This is a genomic window from Cobetia sp. PDI-23MA, assembly GCF_059507735.1.
Genome location: NZ_CM183352.1, coordinates 1,392,665 through 1,411,511 on the forward strand (window position 1 = coordinate 1,392,665; position 18,847 = coordinate 1,411,511).

An 18,847-nucleotide genomic window follows, 5' to 3' on the forward strand; every position below is an offset into this window, starting at 1 on the left:
TTTTGACCATGAGCCATTTCATTCAGCTTCACCTTCTGACCTCCTATCCGCCTGCCAACCTTAATCGTGATGACCTGGGTCGGCCCAAGACCGCCATCATGGGCGGCGCCAAACGCCTGCGAGTGTCGTCACAAAGCCTCAAGCGCACCTGGCGTACCTCGGCGTTATTCGAAGAAGCGCTTGGCCAACATCGTGGACAGCGTACCAAGCGAGTGGGTATTGAAGCCCATATCAGCTTGCTCGAAAAAGGTGTCAAGGAGAAAGACGCCAAAGCTTGGGCAACCGAGATTGCCAAAGTGTTTGGTGATGTCGCCAAGAATGAGTTGGCGACGAGCCAGTTGGTGCATATTGGGCCCGAGGAGCAAGCCGCAGTGGATGCTCTAATCGAGACACTGGCAGCTGAGAACCGTGCACCCGACAAAGCCGATCTCGATCTGTTGCGTCACAAGCCGGCCGCCGCTGACATTGCTCTTTTTGGTCGCATGCTGGCAGCGGTCCCCGCCTATAACGTCGAAGCAGCCTGTCAGGTTGCACATGCGATCACCGTGCATGCTGCGGAAGTGGAAGACGACTATTTCACTGCCGTGGACGATCTCAATACCGGCGACGAGCATCGCGGCGCCGCGCATGTGGGCGAAGCCGGCTTTGGTGCGGGCCTGTTCTACACCTATATCTGTATCGATCGTCGGCAACTGGTCGACAATCTTCAGGACAACAGTGAGCTGGCTGAGCGTGCCATCGCGGCGTTAGTAGAGGCCGCCGTGCGTACCTCACCTAAGGGCAAGCAGAATAGTTTTGGCTCTCGTGCGCATGCCAGTTACGTTCTCGCCGAGCAGGGCGACCAGATGCCGCGCTCCCTTTCTGCTGCGTTTTTGCGCCCGATTGCTGGCCAGGATCAGTCACTGGAAGCCATCGCTCGCCTGGAGCGCCAGGCCAAGGCTTTCGACACCGCTTACGGTCCGGGGGCCGAGCGTCGCTTCGTAGTATCCGCCGAGCCGAATTACTCCACTCCCGATCTGGATGGTGAGGTGCATACCGGCAGCCTCGCATCGCTGATCGAGTTTTTGCATGTTGCTCATTAAGGAGCCGATATGACGGAGTATCTGGTTTTTCGGCTTTATGCACCGCTCGCCAGTTGGGGGAGGGCGGCAGTGGGTGAAACGCGCCCCACCGCCACACACCCCGGGCGCGGCGCGATCATCGGACTGCTCGGTGCCGCATTGGGCATCCGGCGCGATGACGATGCAGGCCAGCAGGCACTTGGCAAAAGCGTTTGCGTTGCCATCAAGCAGCGCTCGCCCGGTTCCTTGCTGAGGGATTATCACACCGCACAAGTGCCCTCGGCTCAAGCCAAGGTGACCTATCGCACTCGGCGCGATGAGCTCAGCGCACCAGGCAAAGCCATCAACACGATTTTGTCCAGTCGAGATTATCGCTGTGATGGCCTTTGGATCGTTGCGATATCGGCTACAGCATCGGCGACGATATCGCTAGAGGTCATGGAAAAGGCGCTAGAGCGTCCAGGTTTTCCGCTCTTTCTGGGACGCAAGTCATGCCCTTTGGCCGCTCCTATCGCAGCTCGTAGGGTGCTTGCCGAGACATTGCGGGCCGCCCTCGATAGCGATTTCGAGCCCATCCTTCCTGGTGAGAAGTACCTGCTGCGGCTGCCGGATGAAGTGATGTACTACTGGGAGGGTAGCGCCAAGTGTCTCGATGGCGATGACAACCGTGTGGAGTCCAGCGATGTCTGGGATCAACCTTTGAGCCGAGACCGTTGGCAGTTTGGACCACGCGTCGAATACCGGCGCTTCGTGCGCGACACCGATGCCAAGGAGCAGCACTGATGTATCTCTCACGTGTACGGGTCGATCTCAATGGTCTTTCCCGAGAAAGTCTTTTCGAGATAATGGGCGGCGGGGCTTATGCCGCCCATCAATTGCTCTGGCAACTTTTTCCTGAACATGAGGGCGTTCGTCCCTTCCTTTTTCGTCAAGAAATGGAAGAAAGCGATATTGGACAGAGCAAGGCTCCTAAGGGGCTGCCGTTATTCTATGTACTTTCCGATCGTCAGCCAGCAGCGTCTCAAAGACTGTTGGATGTGCACTGCAAGTCTTTCGAGCCGAATCTGTCGGTAGGTGATCAACTGGCTTTTCGGCTGCGCGCTAATCCCACAGTTGCCCGGCGTGTGGAAGGCGCCAAACATTCGCCACGCAGCGATGTATTGATGGCAGCCAAGAAGCTGTTTCCGGCTGGACAGCGCACGAGCGAGTCATGTGTACAGGCGATGGACCAAGCGGCTCGTGACTGGCTCAAAATCCGTGCTGAAAATGGTGGTTTTCGCTTGGTGATGGACCCGGAAGTGAGTGGCTATCGTCAACATGTTATTCAAAAGCCTGGCCGCCGTGATGCCATTCGTTTTTCTAGTGTCGATTACGAAGGGCTGCTGGAGGTTACCGATCCGGGGAGGCTGATCGAGACTATTTCTCAAGGGCTGGGGCGCGCCAAGGCTTTTGGGTGCGGACTACTGCTGGTGCGTCGACTCTAATCCATTGACCTGAAGGATCGACGCTAAGGAGGCCGCGATGAGTTTTATTCCACTCAAGCCAATTCCTGTGAAAGATCGAATGTCGATGATTTTTGTTGGCATGGGGCAGGTCGACGTTCGAGACGGGGCTTTCGTCGTCATTGATGAAGTGAACGGCGAGCGCATGCATATTCCTGTCGGCTCAGTGACCTGCTTGCTGCTTGAACCTGGGACTCGAGTGTCACACGCCGCTATCAAATTAGCGGCGACTGTGGGGACACTTCTGATCTGGGTGGGTGAGGCTGGTGTGCGCCTTTACAGCGCAGGTCAGCCTGGCGGTGCACGTTCCGATAAGTTGCTTTATCAGGCAAAACTCGCATTGGATGACTCATTGCGTTTGAAAGTCGTCCGCAAGATGTTTGAACTACGTTTTGGCGAGCCCCCTCCCTCGAGACGCAGTATTGAGCAGTTGCGTGGCATGGAAGGTGCTCGGGTTCGCAAGACTTATCAAATGCTGGCCAAACAGTATGGAGTGAAGTGGCATGGGCGACAATATGACCCGATGCAATGGAAATCCTCAGACGTGGCCAATCAATGTCTATCTGCCGCCACTGCTTGTTTGTATGGCATAACTGAAGCCGCGATTCTTGCCGCAGGCTATGCACCCGCCATCGGTTTTCTACATACCGGTAAGCCCCAAAGCTTTGTTTATGACATTGCTGATATCGTCAAATTCGAGACCGTCGTTCCTGCGGCCTTTCGTATAGCCGCACATCAACCCGCGACTCCTGAGCGAGAGGTGCGCATCGCATGCCGTGATGCCTTTAAGAAAAGTCGCATCTTGCAGAGGTTGATTCCTATGATCGAAGATGTTTTGGCGGCAGGCGATATTGAACCACCATCACCAGCCCCGGAAGCCATGTTGCCAGCTATTCCGGAACCAGTCTCCGTGGGTAATCAGGGGCACAGGAGCAAGTGACATGGCCATGCTGGTAGTGGTGACTGAAGCCGTACCACCGCGTCTACGCGGTAGGCTAGCGATTTGGCTGCTGGAAATTCGTGCTGGTGTCTATATCGGTGATGTGAGCCTACGCATCCGCGAAATGATCTGGGAGCAAGTTGATGCGTTGGCTGAAGATGGCAACGTCGCTATGGCCTGGTCCAGTAATCATGAATCAGGTTTTGAATTTCAGACCTATGGTGTCAACCGGCGCGAACCCATCGATCATGACGGTTTGCGCTTGGTACGCTTTTATCCGATGAATCCAACTGATTGATTTTTTTAGACTTTTTAAAATGATATTGCTCAAGAAATGAGTAAAATTGCTGGTGGATTTTCCGGTGGCGATTTTTCTCTTATTTAACAATTGCTTATAATTAGTCCGATCCCCGCAGGCGCGGGGCTCAACCGCATCACCATCCTCATTGGGAACGGAAGTGATACCGATCCCCGCAGGCGCGGGGCTCAACCGGTTTTGTATGGGCTTGGACGGATTCATGATCGCCGATCCCCGCAGGCGCGGGGCTCAACCGGGGGTGCCATTCGGCATCCCCTTTTTTATTGCCCGATCCCCGCAGGCGCGGGGCTCAACCGTCGCCTACGATCCGTGGCGGGCTACCCAGCTCCCGATCCCCGCAGGCGCGGGGCTCAACCGGCTGGGCGGCTCGACATCGAGGGTGATGGCACCCGATCCCCGCAGGCGCGGGGCTCAACCGGTGCGCGAAGACGCCAAGGTCGAGTGGCGTGCCCGATCCCCGCAGGCGCGGGGCTCAACCGCCTCCCGCAGGCCACCTGACCCGCCCATCGTGCCGATCCCCGCAGGCGCGGGGCTCAACCGGCACGGGCCGTGGCTGCCCGTGCCACCTTGAACCGATCCCCGCAGGCGCGGGGCTCAACCGCATGCACGAAGGTGGCCGCCAGTGGCTTTGCCCCGATCCCCGCAGGCGCGGGGCTCAACCGCGGACAGGACCCCTGAAATTCGGGCGTTGGCGCTGATCCCCGCAGGCGCGGGGCTCAACCGTGCCGAAAGGCGACATTGACGACGAGGCCATGCCGATCCCCGCAGGCGCGGGGCTCAACCGTATTACTTCGCCGGCCGCCCCGACTCGCTTGCCCGATCCCCGCAGGCGCGGGGCTCAACCGCGATGTCCGACCCGCGCTACGAAACTGATCCGCCGATCCCCGCAGGCGCGGGGCTCAACCGCCCTGGCCACCACCATGAGCGTTGGTGGCGAGCCGATCCCCGCAGGCGCGGGGCTCAACCGCATCTGCAATGCGGGATCAAGGCCGAGAAGGCCCGATCCCCGCAGGCGCGGGGCTCAACCGGCCAAGGCGGCAGAGCAGACGCTCTATGATCTCCGATCCCCGCAGGCGCGGGGCTCAACCGAATTTCGCCTCAACCTGAGCATCAGTAGGGACCCGATCCCCGCAGGCGCGGGGCTCAACCCATGCAGCAAGACCTTTCCCGAATGCGCTGGCCCCGATCCCCGCAGGCGCGGGGCTCAACCGAACACGGCCATATCAGGATCGAGGCCGCCCCACCGATCCCCGCAGGCGCGGGGCTCAACCGAACAGTCCCGCCCTGTGAATCCTGTGAAACCACCGATCCCCGCAGGCGCGGGGCTCAACCGTCCATCGCCACCTTGATCGGTGCCGCTGCCGCCCGATCCCCGCAGGCGCGGGGCTCAACCGTTTTTTCATTGGTTGCCTTTGGGTGCTGCCTTCCGATCCCCGCAGGCGCGGGGCTCAACCGCGCGCACAATCCTCTAGCGCAGCCTCGATGGCCCGATCCCCGCAGGCGCGGGGCTCAACCGCGATCGACGCCGCTCGTGACTATTTCCTGGGGCCGATCCCCGCAGGCGCGGGGCTCAACCGTCCGTAGCGGCTGGCACGCTATCGGCGAGGAACCGATCCCCGCATGCGCGGGGCTCAACCGAGTCCGAGGCACAGGACGTCTATAACGGGCGTCCGATCCCCGCATGCGCGGGGCTCAACCGGCAGGGGAATGATTCTGATAGAGATCAAGAGCCGATCCCCGCATGCGCGGGGCTCAACCGATACCGCAGAGACACTACGCGACAGCATAGAGCCGATCCCCGCATGCGCGGGGCTCAACCATTTCGAGCTGGATGGCGAGTACGAGTCTGGCCCCGATCCCCGCATGCGCGGGGCTCAACCATTTCGAGCTGGATGGCGAGTACGAGTCTGGCCCCGATCCCCGCATGCGCGGGGCTCAACCGTATGGTATTAACGTAGCAGATGCTGGTCAGAGCCGATCCCCGCATGCGCGGGGCTCAACCGGCCCGCGCCATTCTTGCCAGTGCCTGACCAGGCCGATCCCCGCATGCGCGGGGCTCAACCGGCCCGCGCCATTCTTGCCAGCGCCTGACCAGGCCGATCCCCGCATGCGCGGGGCTCAACCGCAGCCCGAGACGCATTAATCAGCAAGCACGGCCCGATCCCCGCATGCGCGGGGCTCAACCGAGTGGCGATGGGCGATTGACAGTGCTGCGAAGCCGATCCCCGCATGCGCGGGGCTCAACCGCTGGCCAACACCATGGATAAGCACGTTCTCCACCGATCCCCGCATGCGCGGGGCTCAACCGCATGAATGCAGCGTTAACGAAGGAAATTGATACCGATCCCCGCATGCGCGGGGCTCAACCGCGCATGTTGTCGTCAAAGCCGAATGCCCGGGCCCGATCCCCGCATGCGCGGGGCTCAACCGGCCCGGCTCAGGGCAGAGGCCAAGGAGAATGTCCGATCCCCGCATGCGCGGGGCTCAACCGCGCCCACTGATGAGCTTCACTCGCGTGAAGGGCCGATCCCCGCATGCGCGGGGCTCAACCGATGGAGGCGCTAGCGGCGGATCTGGATTGCGGCCGATCCCCGCATGCGCGGGGCTCAACCGAATACTGGTAGTGTAAAGGGCTTCAAGGATTCCCGATCCCCGCATGCGCGGGGCTCAACCGGAGAACAACCCCGAGTTCTACGTCGGGTCACGCCGATCCCCGCATGCGCGGGGCTCAACCGTTGCCATTCTGGTTACTGAGCTGCTGAACGCCCCGATCCCCGCATGCGCGGGGCTCAACCGCTGACCAGTATGGCAACCATGCCATGATTACTCCGATCCCCGCATGCGCGGGGCTCAACCGGTCGTTGATAGCGGCTCGGCCTCGTCGTTCGGCCGATCCCCGCATGCGCGGGGCTCAACCGGTCAGGGTCTATGAAAAGGGTCATCAGCTCGGCCGATCCCCGCATGCGCGGGGCTCAACCGCCCCAATAGGAACCAGGTAGCCTATCGCCAAGCCGATCCCCGCATGCGCGGGGCTCAACCGGGGGGCAATGGCGCTGTGTTCTCTGTTACAGACCGATCCCCGCATGCGCGGGGCTCAACCGTATGAGAGCGTTGACCTCATCATCAATCAGGGCCGATCCCCGCATGCGCGGGGCTCAACCGACAATCAAAAGCGGGTAAGGGGAACAACATGGCCGATCCCCGCATGCGCGGGGCTCAACCGACCAAATGAGAAAAGGCCACCCGATGAGGTGGCCGATCCCCGCATGCGCGGGGCTCAACCGGCCAGCGGATGGCGTTTGGCGTCCGGGTTGTACCGATCCCCGCATGCGCGGGGCTCAACCGAGATCTGCTCGACAACTCCGAGAACTTCGACACCGATCCCCGCATGCGCGGGGCTCAACCGCCCTGTGCGTTGTTGGAGTGACCCTGGGCCTCCCGATCCCCGCATGCGCGGGGCTCAACCGACAGTCAGCGAGCCAGGTGGCGTCCCATGGACCCGATCCCCGCATGCGCGGGGCTCAACCGGAAGCAGCGCACTGTTCATCAGTGTAAGGCATCCGATCCCCGCATGCGCGGGGCTCAACCGCCAGCTGCCGAGCATGTAACTAGCAACCTCTACCGATCCCCGCATGCGCGGGGCTCAACCGCATGACAACAGTGCGCGACCTGCTGGGGCACTCCGATCCCCGCATGCGCGGGGCTCAACCGATTGCCGAGCTGCCGTTCTGGCGTGACCTGGACCGATCCCCGCATGCGCGGGGCTCAACCGGTGTAAGGAATGACGGTCATCTCCTCGCGCACCCGATCCCCGCATGCGCGGGGCTCAACCGGTCCAGCCCGTAGCTGTCACGCTCCATCCGAACCGATCCCCGCATGCGCGGGGCTCAACCGCGCGGGGGCCGTTTGGCGTGGTGCGGCGGTAACCGATCCCCGCATGCGCGGGGCTCAACCGTTGGCCAGCGTTGCTGAGCTTCATCATAGACGCCGATCCCCGCATGCGCGGGGCTCAACCGACTGTCACGGCGATCACTGCTATGATCTTAGGCCGATCCCCGCATGCGCGGGGCTCAACCGACGAAGACGACGCGCGGCAGCGCATAGAGGAGCCGATCCCCGCATGCGCGGGGCTCAACCGTGCAATTCTATAGTGAAGGCCCCGCTGCCCAGCCGATCCCCGCATGCGCGGGGCTCAACCGCCTCTCTTCCATTACTTAGCCCCACCACCTGACCGATCCCCGCATGCGCGGGGCTCAACCGTCGGTCACTATCTGCGACCAGGTGGTGAACGGCCGATCCCCGCATGCGCGGGGCTCAACCGCTGGACCGCGCCGGCCTGTTCGTTTTCCAGCACCGATCCCCGCATGCGCGGGGCTCAACCGAACAGCGCATGGACGCCATTGGCCAGAACGGCCCGATCCCCGCATGCGCGGGGCTCAACCGCCTGGAGCGCGAGTCCAATGACGAGGGCTATACCGATCCCCGCATGCGCGGGGCTCAACCGACTTGACGCTGAATGGCTTCGAGAGCGTCACCCCGATCCCCGCATGCGCGGGGCTCAACCGCCTATGGCATCCATCCGCGCCTCATTCCACGCCCGATCCCCGCATGCGCGGGGCTCAACCGACATTGATCTCACGGGTCAGCGCGACATCGACCCGATCCCCGCATGCGCGGGGCTCAACCGCCGGGGCTGACCGGCACCTCATTCGCAAACCCCCGATCCCCGCATGCGCGGGGCTCAACCGGGCAACGTCTCTGCTGGTTCCGTGGATGCGGGCCCGATCCCCGCATGCGCGGGGCTCAACCGACTACGGTGCTACTTTGCGTGATGCGGCTGAGCCGATCCCCGCAGGCGCGGGGCTCAACCGCGCTTTCCCGGAGCACAATGCGCAGGCCCCGCCCGATCCCCGCATGCGCGGGGCTCAACCGCCGGTGCAGCGTATCCTGGTCAACGACCTGAACCGATCCCCGCAGGCGCGGGGCTCAACCGGCGTAGTCCGTGGTCTCCTCGACGAAGGCCTGCCCGATCCCCGCAGGCGCGGGGCTCAACCGCACCACCAGAAGCGGAAACACGCATAACCCCACCGATCCCCGCAGGCGCGGGGCTCAACCGGCATTGCGCTCAATCTCCTCCAGTACCTCCTCCCGATCCCCGCAGGCGCGGGGCTCAACCGGCGTAGTCCGTGGTCTCCTCGACGAAGGCCTGCCCGATCCCCGCAGGCGCGGGGCTCAACCGACGGCTGCATATTCAACGCCGGTGACTGGACACCGATCCCCGCAGGCGCGGGGCTCAACCTTTAGATGCATTGATGGATGCACGAATCCCAATCCGAATCCCGTAGGCGCGGGGCTCAACCGGCGCTGCGCGAGGGCCAGAGCCTTAGTGCCCGCCGATCCCCGCAGGCGCGGGGCTCAACCGCCCTGGACGCGGGGGCCGTTACCCTGGACGCGCCGATCCCCGCAGGCGCGGGGCTCAACCGTGACATGAATCGCATCGACTTCGACACGATCACCGATCCCCGCAGGCGCGGGGCTCAACCGGGATAGTAAGGGGACAGGGAAATGATTCTGATCCGATCCCCGCAGGCGCGGGGCTCAACCGCAGCTGATACGCCAGTGCAAGGCGCTGGGCACGCCGTTCCCCGCAGGCGCGGGGTTTAACCGATGGTGGGCATCTGGACACCACAATGATCAGATGGGTATCGCGGTGACTTACTGCCCGGTGGAAGCTCTACCTCCAGTAGTGAATTCCTTTGCCTACGGGCCTTTAAGCGCTCTTGTTACGAGTGTTCACCCTCTGGTAGGCCATGAGAATGTCTTCACGGCGGACCTGGCGCGTCATACGTTGATGCGGCGTGACACGCTGAACATCGAGCTGAGTGTCTCGTTAATGCGACGCATGGTGTCGCACTGAACTAACGATTCCTTCTCGCGATTGCCTCGACTCGGCTATTATTAGGTTTCTTGAAATTTCCTATATTCCAATATGAATTTCTCGCCAGGGCAGGACGCCATGGTGGAAGGCCATGAGACGGAGCTCGCCCCAGCGGTAAGCGCCGTGCGGTAGCCGTGTGATGGCATGGGAAACGATGCACACCACCGAGAGGAGCCCCAACGGGCATGCTGGTTTACAACGCTACCAAGCAGCAGTTCATTGATGACGTTCGGGCCAATGTCATCGCTGATGCCATTGAGAATGAGGTGTCACGCAAACTAAGCCGCAATTCGCCGCGTAATGAGGTGGCCTCCTGGGAGAACTCCTTGCGCTTCATGATGAGCGTTCTCCTCGACGAGGGGATACCCGCTTCGGCAGGGGTGGCCATCGAATACAACATTCCGCTGACCAATCGCCGAGTGGACTTCATTCTGACCGGCAAGAATGACCAGCGTGAGGACTCTGCTGTCATCATTGAATTGAAGCAGTGGCAGACCGCTGAGGTGACGACCAAAGATGCCATCGTTCGCACTCAGTTAGGGGGCGGTGTGCGGGAGACCAACCATCCCTCCTATCAAGCCTGGTCCTATGGTGCGCTGATCGAGGACTACAACGAGACCGTCCGCTCCGAGTCGATCCGGCTGGTGCCTTGTGCCTATCTGCACAACATGAAGCAAGGCAATGCCATCAATGACCCCTTCTATGCGAACCATACTAGCCGCGCTCCTGTCTTCATCTCACCGGATGCCTTGAAGCTCTCCAGGTTTCTGAGTCAGCACATCAAGTACGGCGACAGTAGCGACATCATGTATCGCATCGAGCACGGTGTGATCAAGCCGAGCAAGAATCTGGCGGACGCGCTCAGCTCGATGATGCAGGGCAATGCTGAATTCTTGATGATCGATGAGCAGAAGCTTGTCTATGAAACCGCCGTGGATCTCGCACACAAGGCAAGCAGTGGCGAGAAGCAGTGCCTGATCGTCAAGGGCGGGCCGGGGACGGGCAAGTCAGTCGTCGCGATCAACCTGCTCGTCGAGCTGACGAACCGGGAGATGATGACGCAGTACGTGTCTCGCAACTCTGCCCCTCGTGAAGTCTTCAAGAAGCGTCTGACCGGCACGCGCAAGAAGACCCACATCGATAACCTGTTCAAGGGCTCAGGCAGCTACGTCAGCGCGGAACCCGATACCTTTCATGCGCTGATCGTTGACGAGGCGCACCGCCTGAATGAGAAGTCGGGCATGTATCAGAACCTGGGTGAGAGCCAGATCAAGGAAATCATCTCGGCATCGCGATTTTCCATCTTCTTTATCGATGAAGCGCAGCGGGTCACGCTGAAGGATGTCGGGACGGTAGAGGAGGTCAAGCGTCGGGCAGATGAATGCGGCGCCGAGGTACATGAGCTCGAACTTTCCTCACAGTTTCGTTGCAACGGTTCCGACGGCTATCTCGCCTGGTTGGATCATTCCCTGCAGATACGGACGACGGCCAACACCGACCTCGACGGTATCGATTACGAGTTCAAGGTATTCAATGATCCGAGCGAATTGCGCAAGGCGATTCTCGAGAAGAACCGCAAAGCCAACAAGGCACGAATGGTAGCGGGGTACTGCTGGCCCTGGGCGAGCAAGAAGGACAAGCATGCCATGGACATCGTCTTCCCCGAGCATGGCTTCGCTGCCCAGTGGAACCTCGATGATGATGGCATGCTGTGGGCGATCGCCGATGGATCAGCAGAGCAGGTCGGTTGCATCCATACCTGCCAAGGTCTCGAGTTTGATTACGTCGGTGTCATCATCGGAGACGACTTCGTGATCCGTGATGGCCGCGTGGTGACAGACGCAGCCAAACGAGCAGGGCAAGACCGCTCGGTGCATGGGTACAAGAAGATGCTCAAGGAGCAACCAGAGCACGCTCGTGCCGTGGCGGATCAGATCGTCAAGAACACCTATCGAACTCTGATGACGCGAGGCCAGAAGGGCTGTTACGTCTATGCTACGGACCGAGAGACCCGCGAGTACTTTGCGGCCTTCGCACGTTTACAGTCAGCTACTGAGCATACCGACCTGGCTGAAGAGACAGAGACGCTGGATGGCTTGCACCTTCCCATCGTGACGCGTGACCAGGCAGCGCCGTTCGAGCGCCATGTGCCCGTGTACGACCTGAGTATCGCCGCTGGCGAGTTTAGCGAGATGCAAATCGCTGACACCCATCATTGGGTCGAGCTACCTGAGCATATCCGTGTAAGCCCTGACCTGTTCGTCAGTCGGGTAGTGGGGGAGTCGATGAATCGGCGCATCCCCAATGGCGCTTGGTGTTTGTTTCGTGCCAATCCTGGGGGCACACGGCAAGGCAAGGTCGTCGTGGTGCAGCATCGCGCCATTGAAGACCCCGACCACGGCGGCAGCTTCACGATCAAGCTGTATCAGAGCGAGAAGGTCGAGGAGTATGGCGAGTTCGTGAACCAGCGCATCGTGCTGAAGCCCCAGACCAACGCCTTCGGTTACAAGGACATCGTGCTCGAGGACGAGCTTGAGGACATGAAGGTTATCGGCGAATTCCTCTCCGTGCTGTAAGCGAGCAGGAGGCGGTTGGTTGGCTGTCTATGAAGATACTTGCTGGATAGCGAGTGACAGAATTGTCATGCTACTCGTTATTCAATACCAAACTATCAGGTGAGTTTGATATGACAGACCCGTTCAAGCAGCTTCACGATGCGATGGAAGAGTTCTCCGCCGAACGTGACTGGGACCAGTTCCACTCGCCCAAGAACTTGGCCATGGCACTGACGGTAGAGGCAGCAGAGCTGCAGGAATGTTTCCAGTGGCTGACCGAGGCGCAGTCCAGAGAGCTGGATGAGCAGCAACTGGCCGCCGTGCGCGATGAAATTGCTGACGTTCAGCTCTACCTAGTCCGGCTGGCAGGCAAGCTAAACGTGGATATTGAAGCGGCATGTCGGGCGAAGATGGAGAAGAATGCAGAAAAGTATCCCATCGAGCAAGTCCTGAATTCAAGCAATAAGCGCAGCACCTGCAGTATCCAGCCCACCTGAGTATTCCCCTAGAAACACCTGCGCCGGTGTCCGGTAGCCGAGTCGCTTTCGAGGACGGTCATTCAGCTTTTCGACCACCTTGCGTAGCTCTGCATTGCTGACCTGACGAAAATCCGTTCCTTTGGGGAAGTACTGCCGTATCAGGCCATTCGTATTCTCGTTGGTCCCACGCTGTCCAGAGCAGTAGGGATCGCAGAAGTACATCGTCGCCGTCACGGCCTTGGCCACCGCTTCGTGGCCAGCGAATTCCGATCCATTGTCCAGTGTGATCGTCTGGACCGCTCCCCGACGCGGCTTCAACAAGCGGATCATGGCTGCTTGTGTCAACTCGGCCGAGATCTTGGGCAATCGTGCCGCCAGTAAATAGCCACTGCGACGCTCGACCAGCGTGACAAGGCCTGATTGCTTGTGCCCCTGTATCACGGTATCGCCCTCCCAGTGGCCGATGAAGCGCCGGTCATCAATCTCATCTGGGCGGTGCTCGATACCGACTCGATTGGGGATCTTGCCCAACCCGGCGCTCTTGGCGTGCGTGCGGTGCTTATTGCGGCGTTTAGGCTGACGGAGATGCCGCCAAAGGTCACCACCCCGTGCCTTGTCGTCCCAGATCAAGGAGTAGATCCATTGATGACTGACACTAACGCCAGCCAAGGGCGCCATGAAGCCACTGATTTGCTGTGGGCTCCACTCCTCACGTAGCCGACCGGCAACGGCGGCCATCATGCCTGGAAGGCGCTTTGTCCACTTGTTAGCAGTGCGGCGCCGATGATCACTGAGTATCTGAGCCTGCTCGGGATCATAGCCATTAGCGGTGGCGTTACGGCGAATTTCACGGCTGATCGTGCTGCTGTGGAGGTTCAGCTCCCTGCCGATCTGGCGCTGGCTCATGCCCAAGTCATAACGGGCGTGGATCTGATATCGTTGGGTCTGGGTCAGCTGTCGGTATTCCATACTCTGCTTCACTTTGGTCGGTGAGCCGAGAAGGGTACCGGCGCTGGCCCTCCTGCCTCTACCGTGCGGTCCAAAGTGCTGCGGTTATTCTATGAATCCAGGAGTTAAAGGAAGTTTATAAATTCGCGAACTATGTTAATTAAATATTGGGGGGGTGCAGACTTTGGGTACAACACTCCTATTGCGTTGAGGATAGAGATGCATAGTAATATGCGATCAGTTCAATCATCACGGTAGGAGATTTGAAGTCGAAGCACTTCGAGACCCCATATTCAGCTTGATTGATCAGCGATAGATCTATTCTCTTGGGGAGATACCGATCTTGCCCAGTAATCCGATCTAGTCGACCTTCACCACAGGCTGTCTACGTATCAAGTGAAGCCGAAACAGCGACTTCCGAGCGACGTCTTTGGCGATGATCTTCAAGCTGCGCCAGAACGCCTAAAAGCGATGGATGCGCATCAAACACTTCTAGAAATTGGATCTAGTGATCACTAACTACAAGCTCCAGGATGAAGAGCAGGTAACCGAAAAATCTGACAGGAATATGACCTTACAGCTGTACACCAGACTCGACTATAACTCAGATCAAGAAAAAGTATGATATAGATCCAATCATTGGCCTAAGAAAGATCAGTCCTGACTCTCACTCGATATTATATAAAGCTAGGCATGGAATGTATCTACGAGCTACGAGTTTTCGTTGATACCTATGATTGTAAAGATGGCAGCTAATAATGCGTTTCTTTCGGGGAAATTATTTCTCTGCGCTCCAATTTATTCGTAGCGCGCGGCATTAATTTATTGATATTAATGGAGGGTTTAGATTGTTTTTTTATGTTGATGAAAGCGGACATACGGGCGCTAACTTATTTGATAAAAGTCAGCCAATACTCTACTATGGAGTACTCTCTAGCAAAATAAATTTAGATGAAATTGCCGAAAGCAAAGTTAAGACGATTAGAAAAAAACTTGGTGTAGAGAGACTACATGCGGCCGAACTTGGAAATGGTAGGCTCGCCGGGATAGTCAAAGACGTAGATGCTATAAGGAAACGATACGATCTACGATTTGATATTTATAGAGTGGCTAAAGCTGATCATGCTCTTATAAGCTTCTTTGATCAGGTTTTTGATCAAGGTATGAATCCGGCAGTACCTTGGACTTCATATTGGACACCACTGCGCTATGTTCTTCTTATAAGGTTGGCAGCACTTTTTGATGAGGACCTGTTAAGAGAGGCGTGGAGCGCCCGTATAAGTTTGAAAACGGAGCGAGCAAATGAATCTTTATCTAGTATCTGCTTAGAATTGAAGAAAAGAAGTGTGGCCTTACCTGACGAACGTTCTCGTCAAGTCATAGGAGATGCCCTAAGCTGGGCTGCAGATAATCCTAACAAGATTTGCTACAATGTGGAAAGTAAAAATGATCTTTTGCAAATAACTCCAAATTTAATAGGTTTTCAGGCTGTGATGCATGGTATTTCTTCACGTTTAATCAAGAGTGGAAAAACTGCATCTAAAATTATTGTTGATAAACAGTCTCAATTTAATAGAAGTCAGAGAAAACTGTCTGATTTCTATGCTTCTAATAGAAATGCTCCTATAGCAAATGGTATCGGTCTACCTGAAATCGATTTTAGAGGAATGCCTGAAATTCCTATCTCATGCACAGCTGGTACTGATAGCACTGGTTTGGAACTCGTTGACATCTATCTGTGGGTTTTCAAACGATTTATGGAAAAAAAGGAGTTGGCTCCAGAGCTATTTACTCTGATAAAGAGTCAGCGTCATAGAGGTTATACTGATGAAATATCCATACATGCTATTTCAAGTCGGTGGGGCAAGTGGTTCGAAGAGCTTCCGGAGCCTACAAGCGACCAAATAAAAAGGGGGAGAGAAATGAAGAGAATAAGTGAAATTCATAGGCTTAAAGCTATGAATAACGCTTGAAGAGTCAGTGGAATTCACGCCCGCAGCGCTGCACGCAGAAAGCTGTGTTGGTTATTCAAGCATTAGCATCTGAGATTTGATATGGAAAAAGCACAAAATAAAAAAATGGCGCTGGGTTTTGCTATTTTAATAGCGGTTTTTGCTGGACTTTACTGGCTGATCACATCGTTATGGAGTTGGTTTGCGACTTTAAATTCAGATCTGGCCGTTGGTATGCTAACGGCCTCATCCACGATTATCGTCGCGACGGTAACTTTAGTGCTAGGTCGATATTTGGAGCGGGTAAAAGAAGCGGAATCTCATCTTCGCTCTCAAAAAATTGAGATGTATGATGATTTCTTAAAACAGTTTTTTTCTCTTTTTTATAAAAAAGGAAAAGCGGATTCAGAAAATCTGGTCTCTTTTCTTCAGGAATGGCAACGGAAACTTGTTGTTTGGGGCGGCCCCGATGTTTTGAAGGCCTTTATCAAGTGGAAAGAGTACATGTTATACAAGGAGCCAGACGCTCAAACCGTTTTTCTGATGGATGAGCTTTTTCGTGCAATGAGAAAGGATATCGGGCTATCGAATAAAAATCTTACTAAGGGGTTTTTCTCACATCTTATCCTCCGTCATGCAAGTCTATTTTTGGCTGAAGCCAAGAAAAATCCAAAAGTTACCCTAAGTGAAGTTGCAGAGCTGGAGAAAGAACAAGGACTTTGACTCCCGAGGCTGTTAACGCAGCCACAGCAAAGCTCACTGTATTCCACCTTCTGCTCCATTCTATGGGGCGCGCAAGTTGTAAGCGTTAGGCAAAAGTTAATCAGGACATTTCGTGCTAGGTTTTGTGCTAAAAGTCATTTTCGCTAATGTTACCCATGCACTCCCAGCATAGGTGTGGTATGGCAGGACGCTACGAAATCTCGAATAGCCAATGGCAGTTGATCGAAGATATTGTCTCACCGGCTCAATCGATGGGCAGGCCCAGAAAAGACGACAGACAGATGCTGAACGGCACCTTGGGGCCCTCTGCTCTGGCACCAAGTGGTGCGACCTTCCCGAACGTTATGGCCCTTGGAGTACTGTCTACGCCAGGTTCCGACAATGGCGTGATGACGGTACCTTTGAGGCGGTCTTGTCGCGGCTTCAACTTCGGCTTCGTGAAGATGGCCTGATGGATCTCGATATCTGGATGATCGACTCAACCGCCGTTCGTGTAACACGCGCCTCCGCTGGTGGAGGCAAAAAGGGGGGAAAGGGGGGATCTGAAGAACCCTTAGACCATGCATTGGGCCGGAGTCGTGGCGGCATCACGACCAAAATCCATTTGATCTGTGATCGCCTTGGCTGGTCCATCGCCTTCTCGCTGTCGGCGGGGCAAGAGTCGGGTACACGGTACTTCATGCCCACCCTGAAAAAGGTTCATCTACCGGGGAGTCTTGGTCGGCCACGAAAACGTTGCCGCTACATCGTGGCAGACAAGGGCTATGACAGTGGCGAATTGCGCCGTTACTGCGACCGTGTACGAATCAAGCCGATCATCGCTCAACGAAAGATGAAGCGGAAACCCCGGCAAGGTCTCCCACGCGGTTTCGATAAACCCATGTACCGTCAGCGGAATATCGTGGAGCGCTCTTTCAGTTAGTTGAAAGAGTCCCGTCGTATTGCGACGCGATATGACAAGTTGGCCCGTAGCTTTTATGCGATGGTATGCGTAGATTGCATACGGCGCTGCCTACGAGCCGACTTTTCGTACAGAACCTAACAAAGGGTAGCTTCGTTGTGAAATCCGATCATCCGGCACCCTACAGTTAATGATAGAGGCGGAACGTCTCAGTCACTAGATATTAGTTAGAAGGCTCAAGCCTTAGGAGAGAAAACTTTGAATAGTGTCACGGTCGGTAATATTTAATTTTGCGTATACTATAAGCCTAAAACATTACAAAGAAATTCAGATGTTACACATAGAACCTGCGGTCATACTTTTTGTATAAAACTAAAGGAGGGAGTATGGCATTCGATACTACCGTTTTCGAACAAAAAGAGTTCAGAGCAGCACTAAACAAACTCGAAGAGTTGCTCTCACATTCAAAAGTGGTTCTATTAGGTGCTGGGGCAAGTTTTTGTGCTAATCTTCCGTTAACAAATCAGCTAACAGAAAGAGTTTTAAAAAGTGACAGGCTCTCCGAGGACTCAAGGCAGATATTGACTGCTATACAAAGTTCTTTTGCTGGCGCAAGTCCAGATTCACATATTGAAGATTACTTAAGTGAACTCGTCGATTGGCTTGCTATCTCGGCTCGTCGAAAAAACCGCAATGTGACTGCGAGCAAAGTGGCTATTAGTGGTATTGAGTATAGTGATAGCCAGCTATTGCAAGCGGTAAATGAGATAAAATTGGCAATTTTTGATGTAATCAATATTGAAGTGGATTCTGCAATACATGAGCGTTTTGTTCAGGCATTGCATCGACCAATGCGACCAGGCAAAAATAACCTGTCGAGTAACATTGATTACCTTGTGATGAATTATGACACGTTAATTGAAGACTCGCTCGCACTATCACAATTAAGATATGCCGATGGTTTAGAAGGCGGTGTATCAGGATGGTGGAACCCTTCGACATTTGAACAGAACAATTTAGATGCTCGAGTCTTTAAACTACATGGATCAATCAATTGGGCTGAACATTCTTCTTTATCAACACCGTTGCGCATAGCTCCACATTTGAAGCGAAGTCAAGATCAAGCTACAAAGATAATGATATGGCCTGCTTCGACTAAGTATCGTGAAACACAGCTCGACCCCTATGCAAACTTAATGCATCGAGCTAGAGTAGTTTTAAATCCACAAGGTGGTAGTCAACGTGTTTTGTTGATCACTGGGTATAGTTTTGGTGATGCACACATCAATCTAGAAATTGAACGCGGTTTGAAAGCTTCAAATGGTAATCTAACCGTGATTGCATTTACCAGTGAAGCAGAGCCTAATGGTGTGCTTCAGGCTTGGTATGAAGATAGCTCGATTAATGAACAAGTGCTAATTTTTGCAGATAAAGGATTTTTCCACGCCGAGCATAAGGTGAACTCTATAAATAGTATTGAATGGTGGAAGTTTGAAAACTTAACTAATATCCTTGAAGGGGGGATTTGA

11 protein-coding genes, 1 pseudogene and 1 CRISPR repeat array are annotated in these 18,847 nt (G+C 56.0%); of the genes and pseudogenes, 11 read left to right on the plus strand and 1 reads right to left on the minus strand.

What is annotated here, in order from left to right:
• The first annotated feature begins 8 nt into the window (after positions 1–8).
• From cas7e to AC5WNJ_RS06015, 7 genes are all read left to right on the plus strand, one after another.
• Positions 9–1,082, plus strand: coding sequence for a type I-E CRISPR-associated protein Cas7/Cse4/CasC (cas7e, locus tag AC5WNJ_RS05985; protein ID WP_495930684.1), 1,074 nt, complete (start codon positions 9–11; stop codon positions 1,080–1,082).
• A gap of 9 nt (positions 1,083–1,091) precedes the next feature.
• On the plus strand, positions 1,092–1,844 hold the full coding sequence (gene cas5e, locus AC5WNJ_RS05990) for a type I-E CRISPR-associated protein Cas5/CasD (RefSeq protein WP_495930685.1): 753 nt from the start codon (positions 1,092–1,094) through the stop codon (positions 1,842–1,844).
• Entirely contained in the window at positions 1,844–2,545 is a 702-nt protein-coding gene (gene cas6e, locus AC5WNJ_RS05995; RefSeq protein WP_495930686.1) for a type I-E CRISPR-associated protein Cas6/Cse3/CasE, read from the plus strand. The genes cas5e and cas6e overlap by 1 nt, the downstream gene beginning before the upstream one ends.
• Positions 2,546–2,582: 37 nt before the next feature.
• Positions 2,583–3,503 carry a type I-E CRISPR-associated endonuclease Cas1e gene (gene cas1e, locus AC5WNJ_RS06000; protein ID WP_495930687.1) on the plus strand — a complete coding sequence of 307 codons (921 nt, stop codon included), beginning with the start codon at positions 2,583–2,585 and terminating at the stop codon, positions 3,501–3,503.
• A 1-nt stretch (position 3,504) separates the two neighbouring features.
• Positions 3,505–3,801 (plus strand): type I-E CRISPR-associated endoribonuclease Cas2e, encoded by a 297-nt coding sequence (cas2e, locus tag AC5WNJ_RS06005; protein ID WP_253062079.1) that lies wholly within the window; start codon positions 3,505–3,507, stop codon positions 3,799–3,801.
• 105 nt (positions 3,802–3,906) lie between these two features.
• Positions 3,907–9,489: a CRISPR direct-repeat array (repeat unit 29 nt; unit sequence CCGATCCCCGCATGCGCGGGGCTCAACCG).
• Positions 9,490–9,945: 456 nt separating this feature from the next.
• A complete protein-coding gene (locus AC5WNJ_RS06010; RefSeq protein WP_253062077.1) occupies positions 9,946–12,336 on the plus strand; it encodes a DNA/RNA helicase domain-containing protein in 2,391 nt (796 codons plus the stop codon).
• Positions 12,337–12,446: 110 nt separating this feature from the next.
• On the plus strand, positions 12,447–12,812 hold the full coding sequence (locus AC5WNJ_RS06015; protein ID WP_495930688.1) for a nucleotide pyrophosphohydrolase: 366 nt from the start codon (positions 12,447–12,449) through the stop codon (positions 12,810–12,812).
• On the opposite strand, the gene AC5WNJ_RS06020 is transcribed toward AC5WNJ_RS06015, so the two are convergent.
• The gene (locus AC5WNJ_RS06020; RefSeq protein WP_495930689.1) at positions 12,771–13,763 is read right to left on the minus strand and encodes an IS30 family transposase; all 993 of its coding nucleotides are present in this window, start codon (positions 13,761–13,763) and stop codon (positions 12,771–12,773) included. The genes AC5WNJ_RS06015 and AC5WNJ_RS06020 overlap by 42 nt on opposite strands.
• A gap of 827 nt (positions 13,764–14,590) precedes the next feature.
• On the opposite strand from AC5WNJ_RS06020, the gene AC5WNJ_RS06025 reads away from it, so the two are divergent.
• The 4 genes and pseudogenes from AC5WNJ_RS06025 (at position 14,591) to AC5WNJ_RS06040 (ending at position 18,847) form a co-directional block, all read left to right on the plus strand.
• Positions 14,591–15,715: a DUF3800 domain-containing protein gene (locus AC5WNJ_RS06025; protein WP_253062073.1), complete on the plus strand. Its 1,125-nt coding sequence runs from the start codon at positions 14,591–14,593 to the stop codon at positions 15,713–15,715.
• 81 nt (positions 15,716–15,796) lie between these two features.
• On the plus strand, positions 15,797–16,417 hold the full coding sequence (locus tag AC5WNJ_RS06030) for a hypothetical protein (RefSeq protein WP_495930690.1): 621 nt from the start codon (positions 15,797–15,799) through the stop codon (positions 16,415–16,417).
• A 179-nt stretch (positions 16,418–16,596) separates the two neighbouring features.
• Positions 16,597–17,459, plus strand: a pseudogene (locus AC5WNJ_RS06035) (IS5 family transposase).
• A 245-nt stretch (positions 17,460–17,704) separates the two neighbouring features.
• On the plus strand, positions 17,705–18,847 hold the full coding sequence (locus AC5WNJ_RS06040; RefSeq protein WP_495930691.1) for an SIR2 family protein: 1,143 nt from the start codon (positions 17,705–17,707) through the stop codon (positions 18,845–18,847).

Excerpts from the sequence above, each read along its gene's own strand:
- cas7e (WP_495930684.1), top strand. The coding sequence starts at position 9 with ATGAGCCATTTCATTCAGCTTCACCTTCTGACCTCCTATCCGCCTGCC.
- cas5e (WP_495930685.1), top strand. The coding sequence starts at position 1,092 with ATGACGGAGTATCTGGTTTTTCGGCTTTATGCACCGCTCGCCAGTTGG.
- cas6e (WP_495930686.1), top strand. The coding sequence starts at position 1,844 with ATGTATCTCTCACGTGTACGGGTCGATCTCAATGGTCTTTCCCGAGAA.
- cas1e (WP_495930687.1), top strand. The coding sequence starts at position 2,583 with ATGAGTTTTATTCCACTCAAGCCAATTCCTGTGAAAGATCGAATGTCG.
- cas2e (WP_253062079.1), top strand. The coding sequence starts at position 3,505 with ATGGCCATGCTGGTAGTGGTGACTGAAGCCGTACCACCGCGTCTACGC.
- AC5WNJ_RS06010 (WP_253062077.1), top strand. The coding sequence starts at position 9,946 with ATGCTGGTTTACAACGCTACCAAGCAGCAGTTCATTGATGACGTTCGG.
- AC5WNJ_RS06015 (WP_495930688.1), top strand. The coding sequence starts at position 12,447 with ATGACAGACCCGTTCAAGCAGCTTCACGATGCGATGGAAGAGTTCTCC.
- AC5WNJ_RS06020 (WP_495930689.1), bottom strand. The coding sequence starts at position 13,763 with ATGGAATACCGACAGCTGACCCAGACCCAACGATATCAGATCCACGCC.
- AC5WNJ_RS06030 (WP_495930690.1), top strand. The coding sequence starts at position 15,797 with ATGGAAAAAGCACAAAATAAAAAAATGGCGCTGGGTTTTGCTATTTTA.
- AC5WNJ_RS06040 (WP_495930691.1), top strand. The coding sequence starts at position 17,705 with ATGGCATTCGATACTACCGTTTTCGAACAAAAAGAGTTCAGAGCAGCA.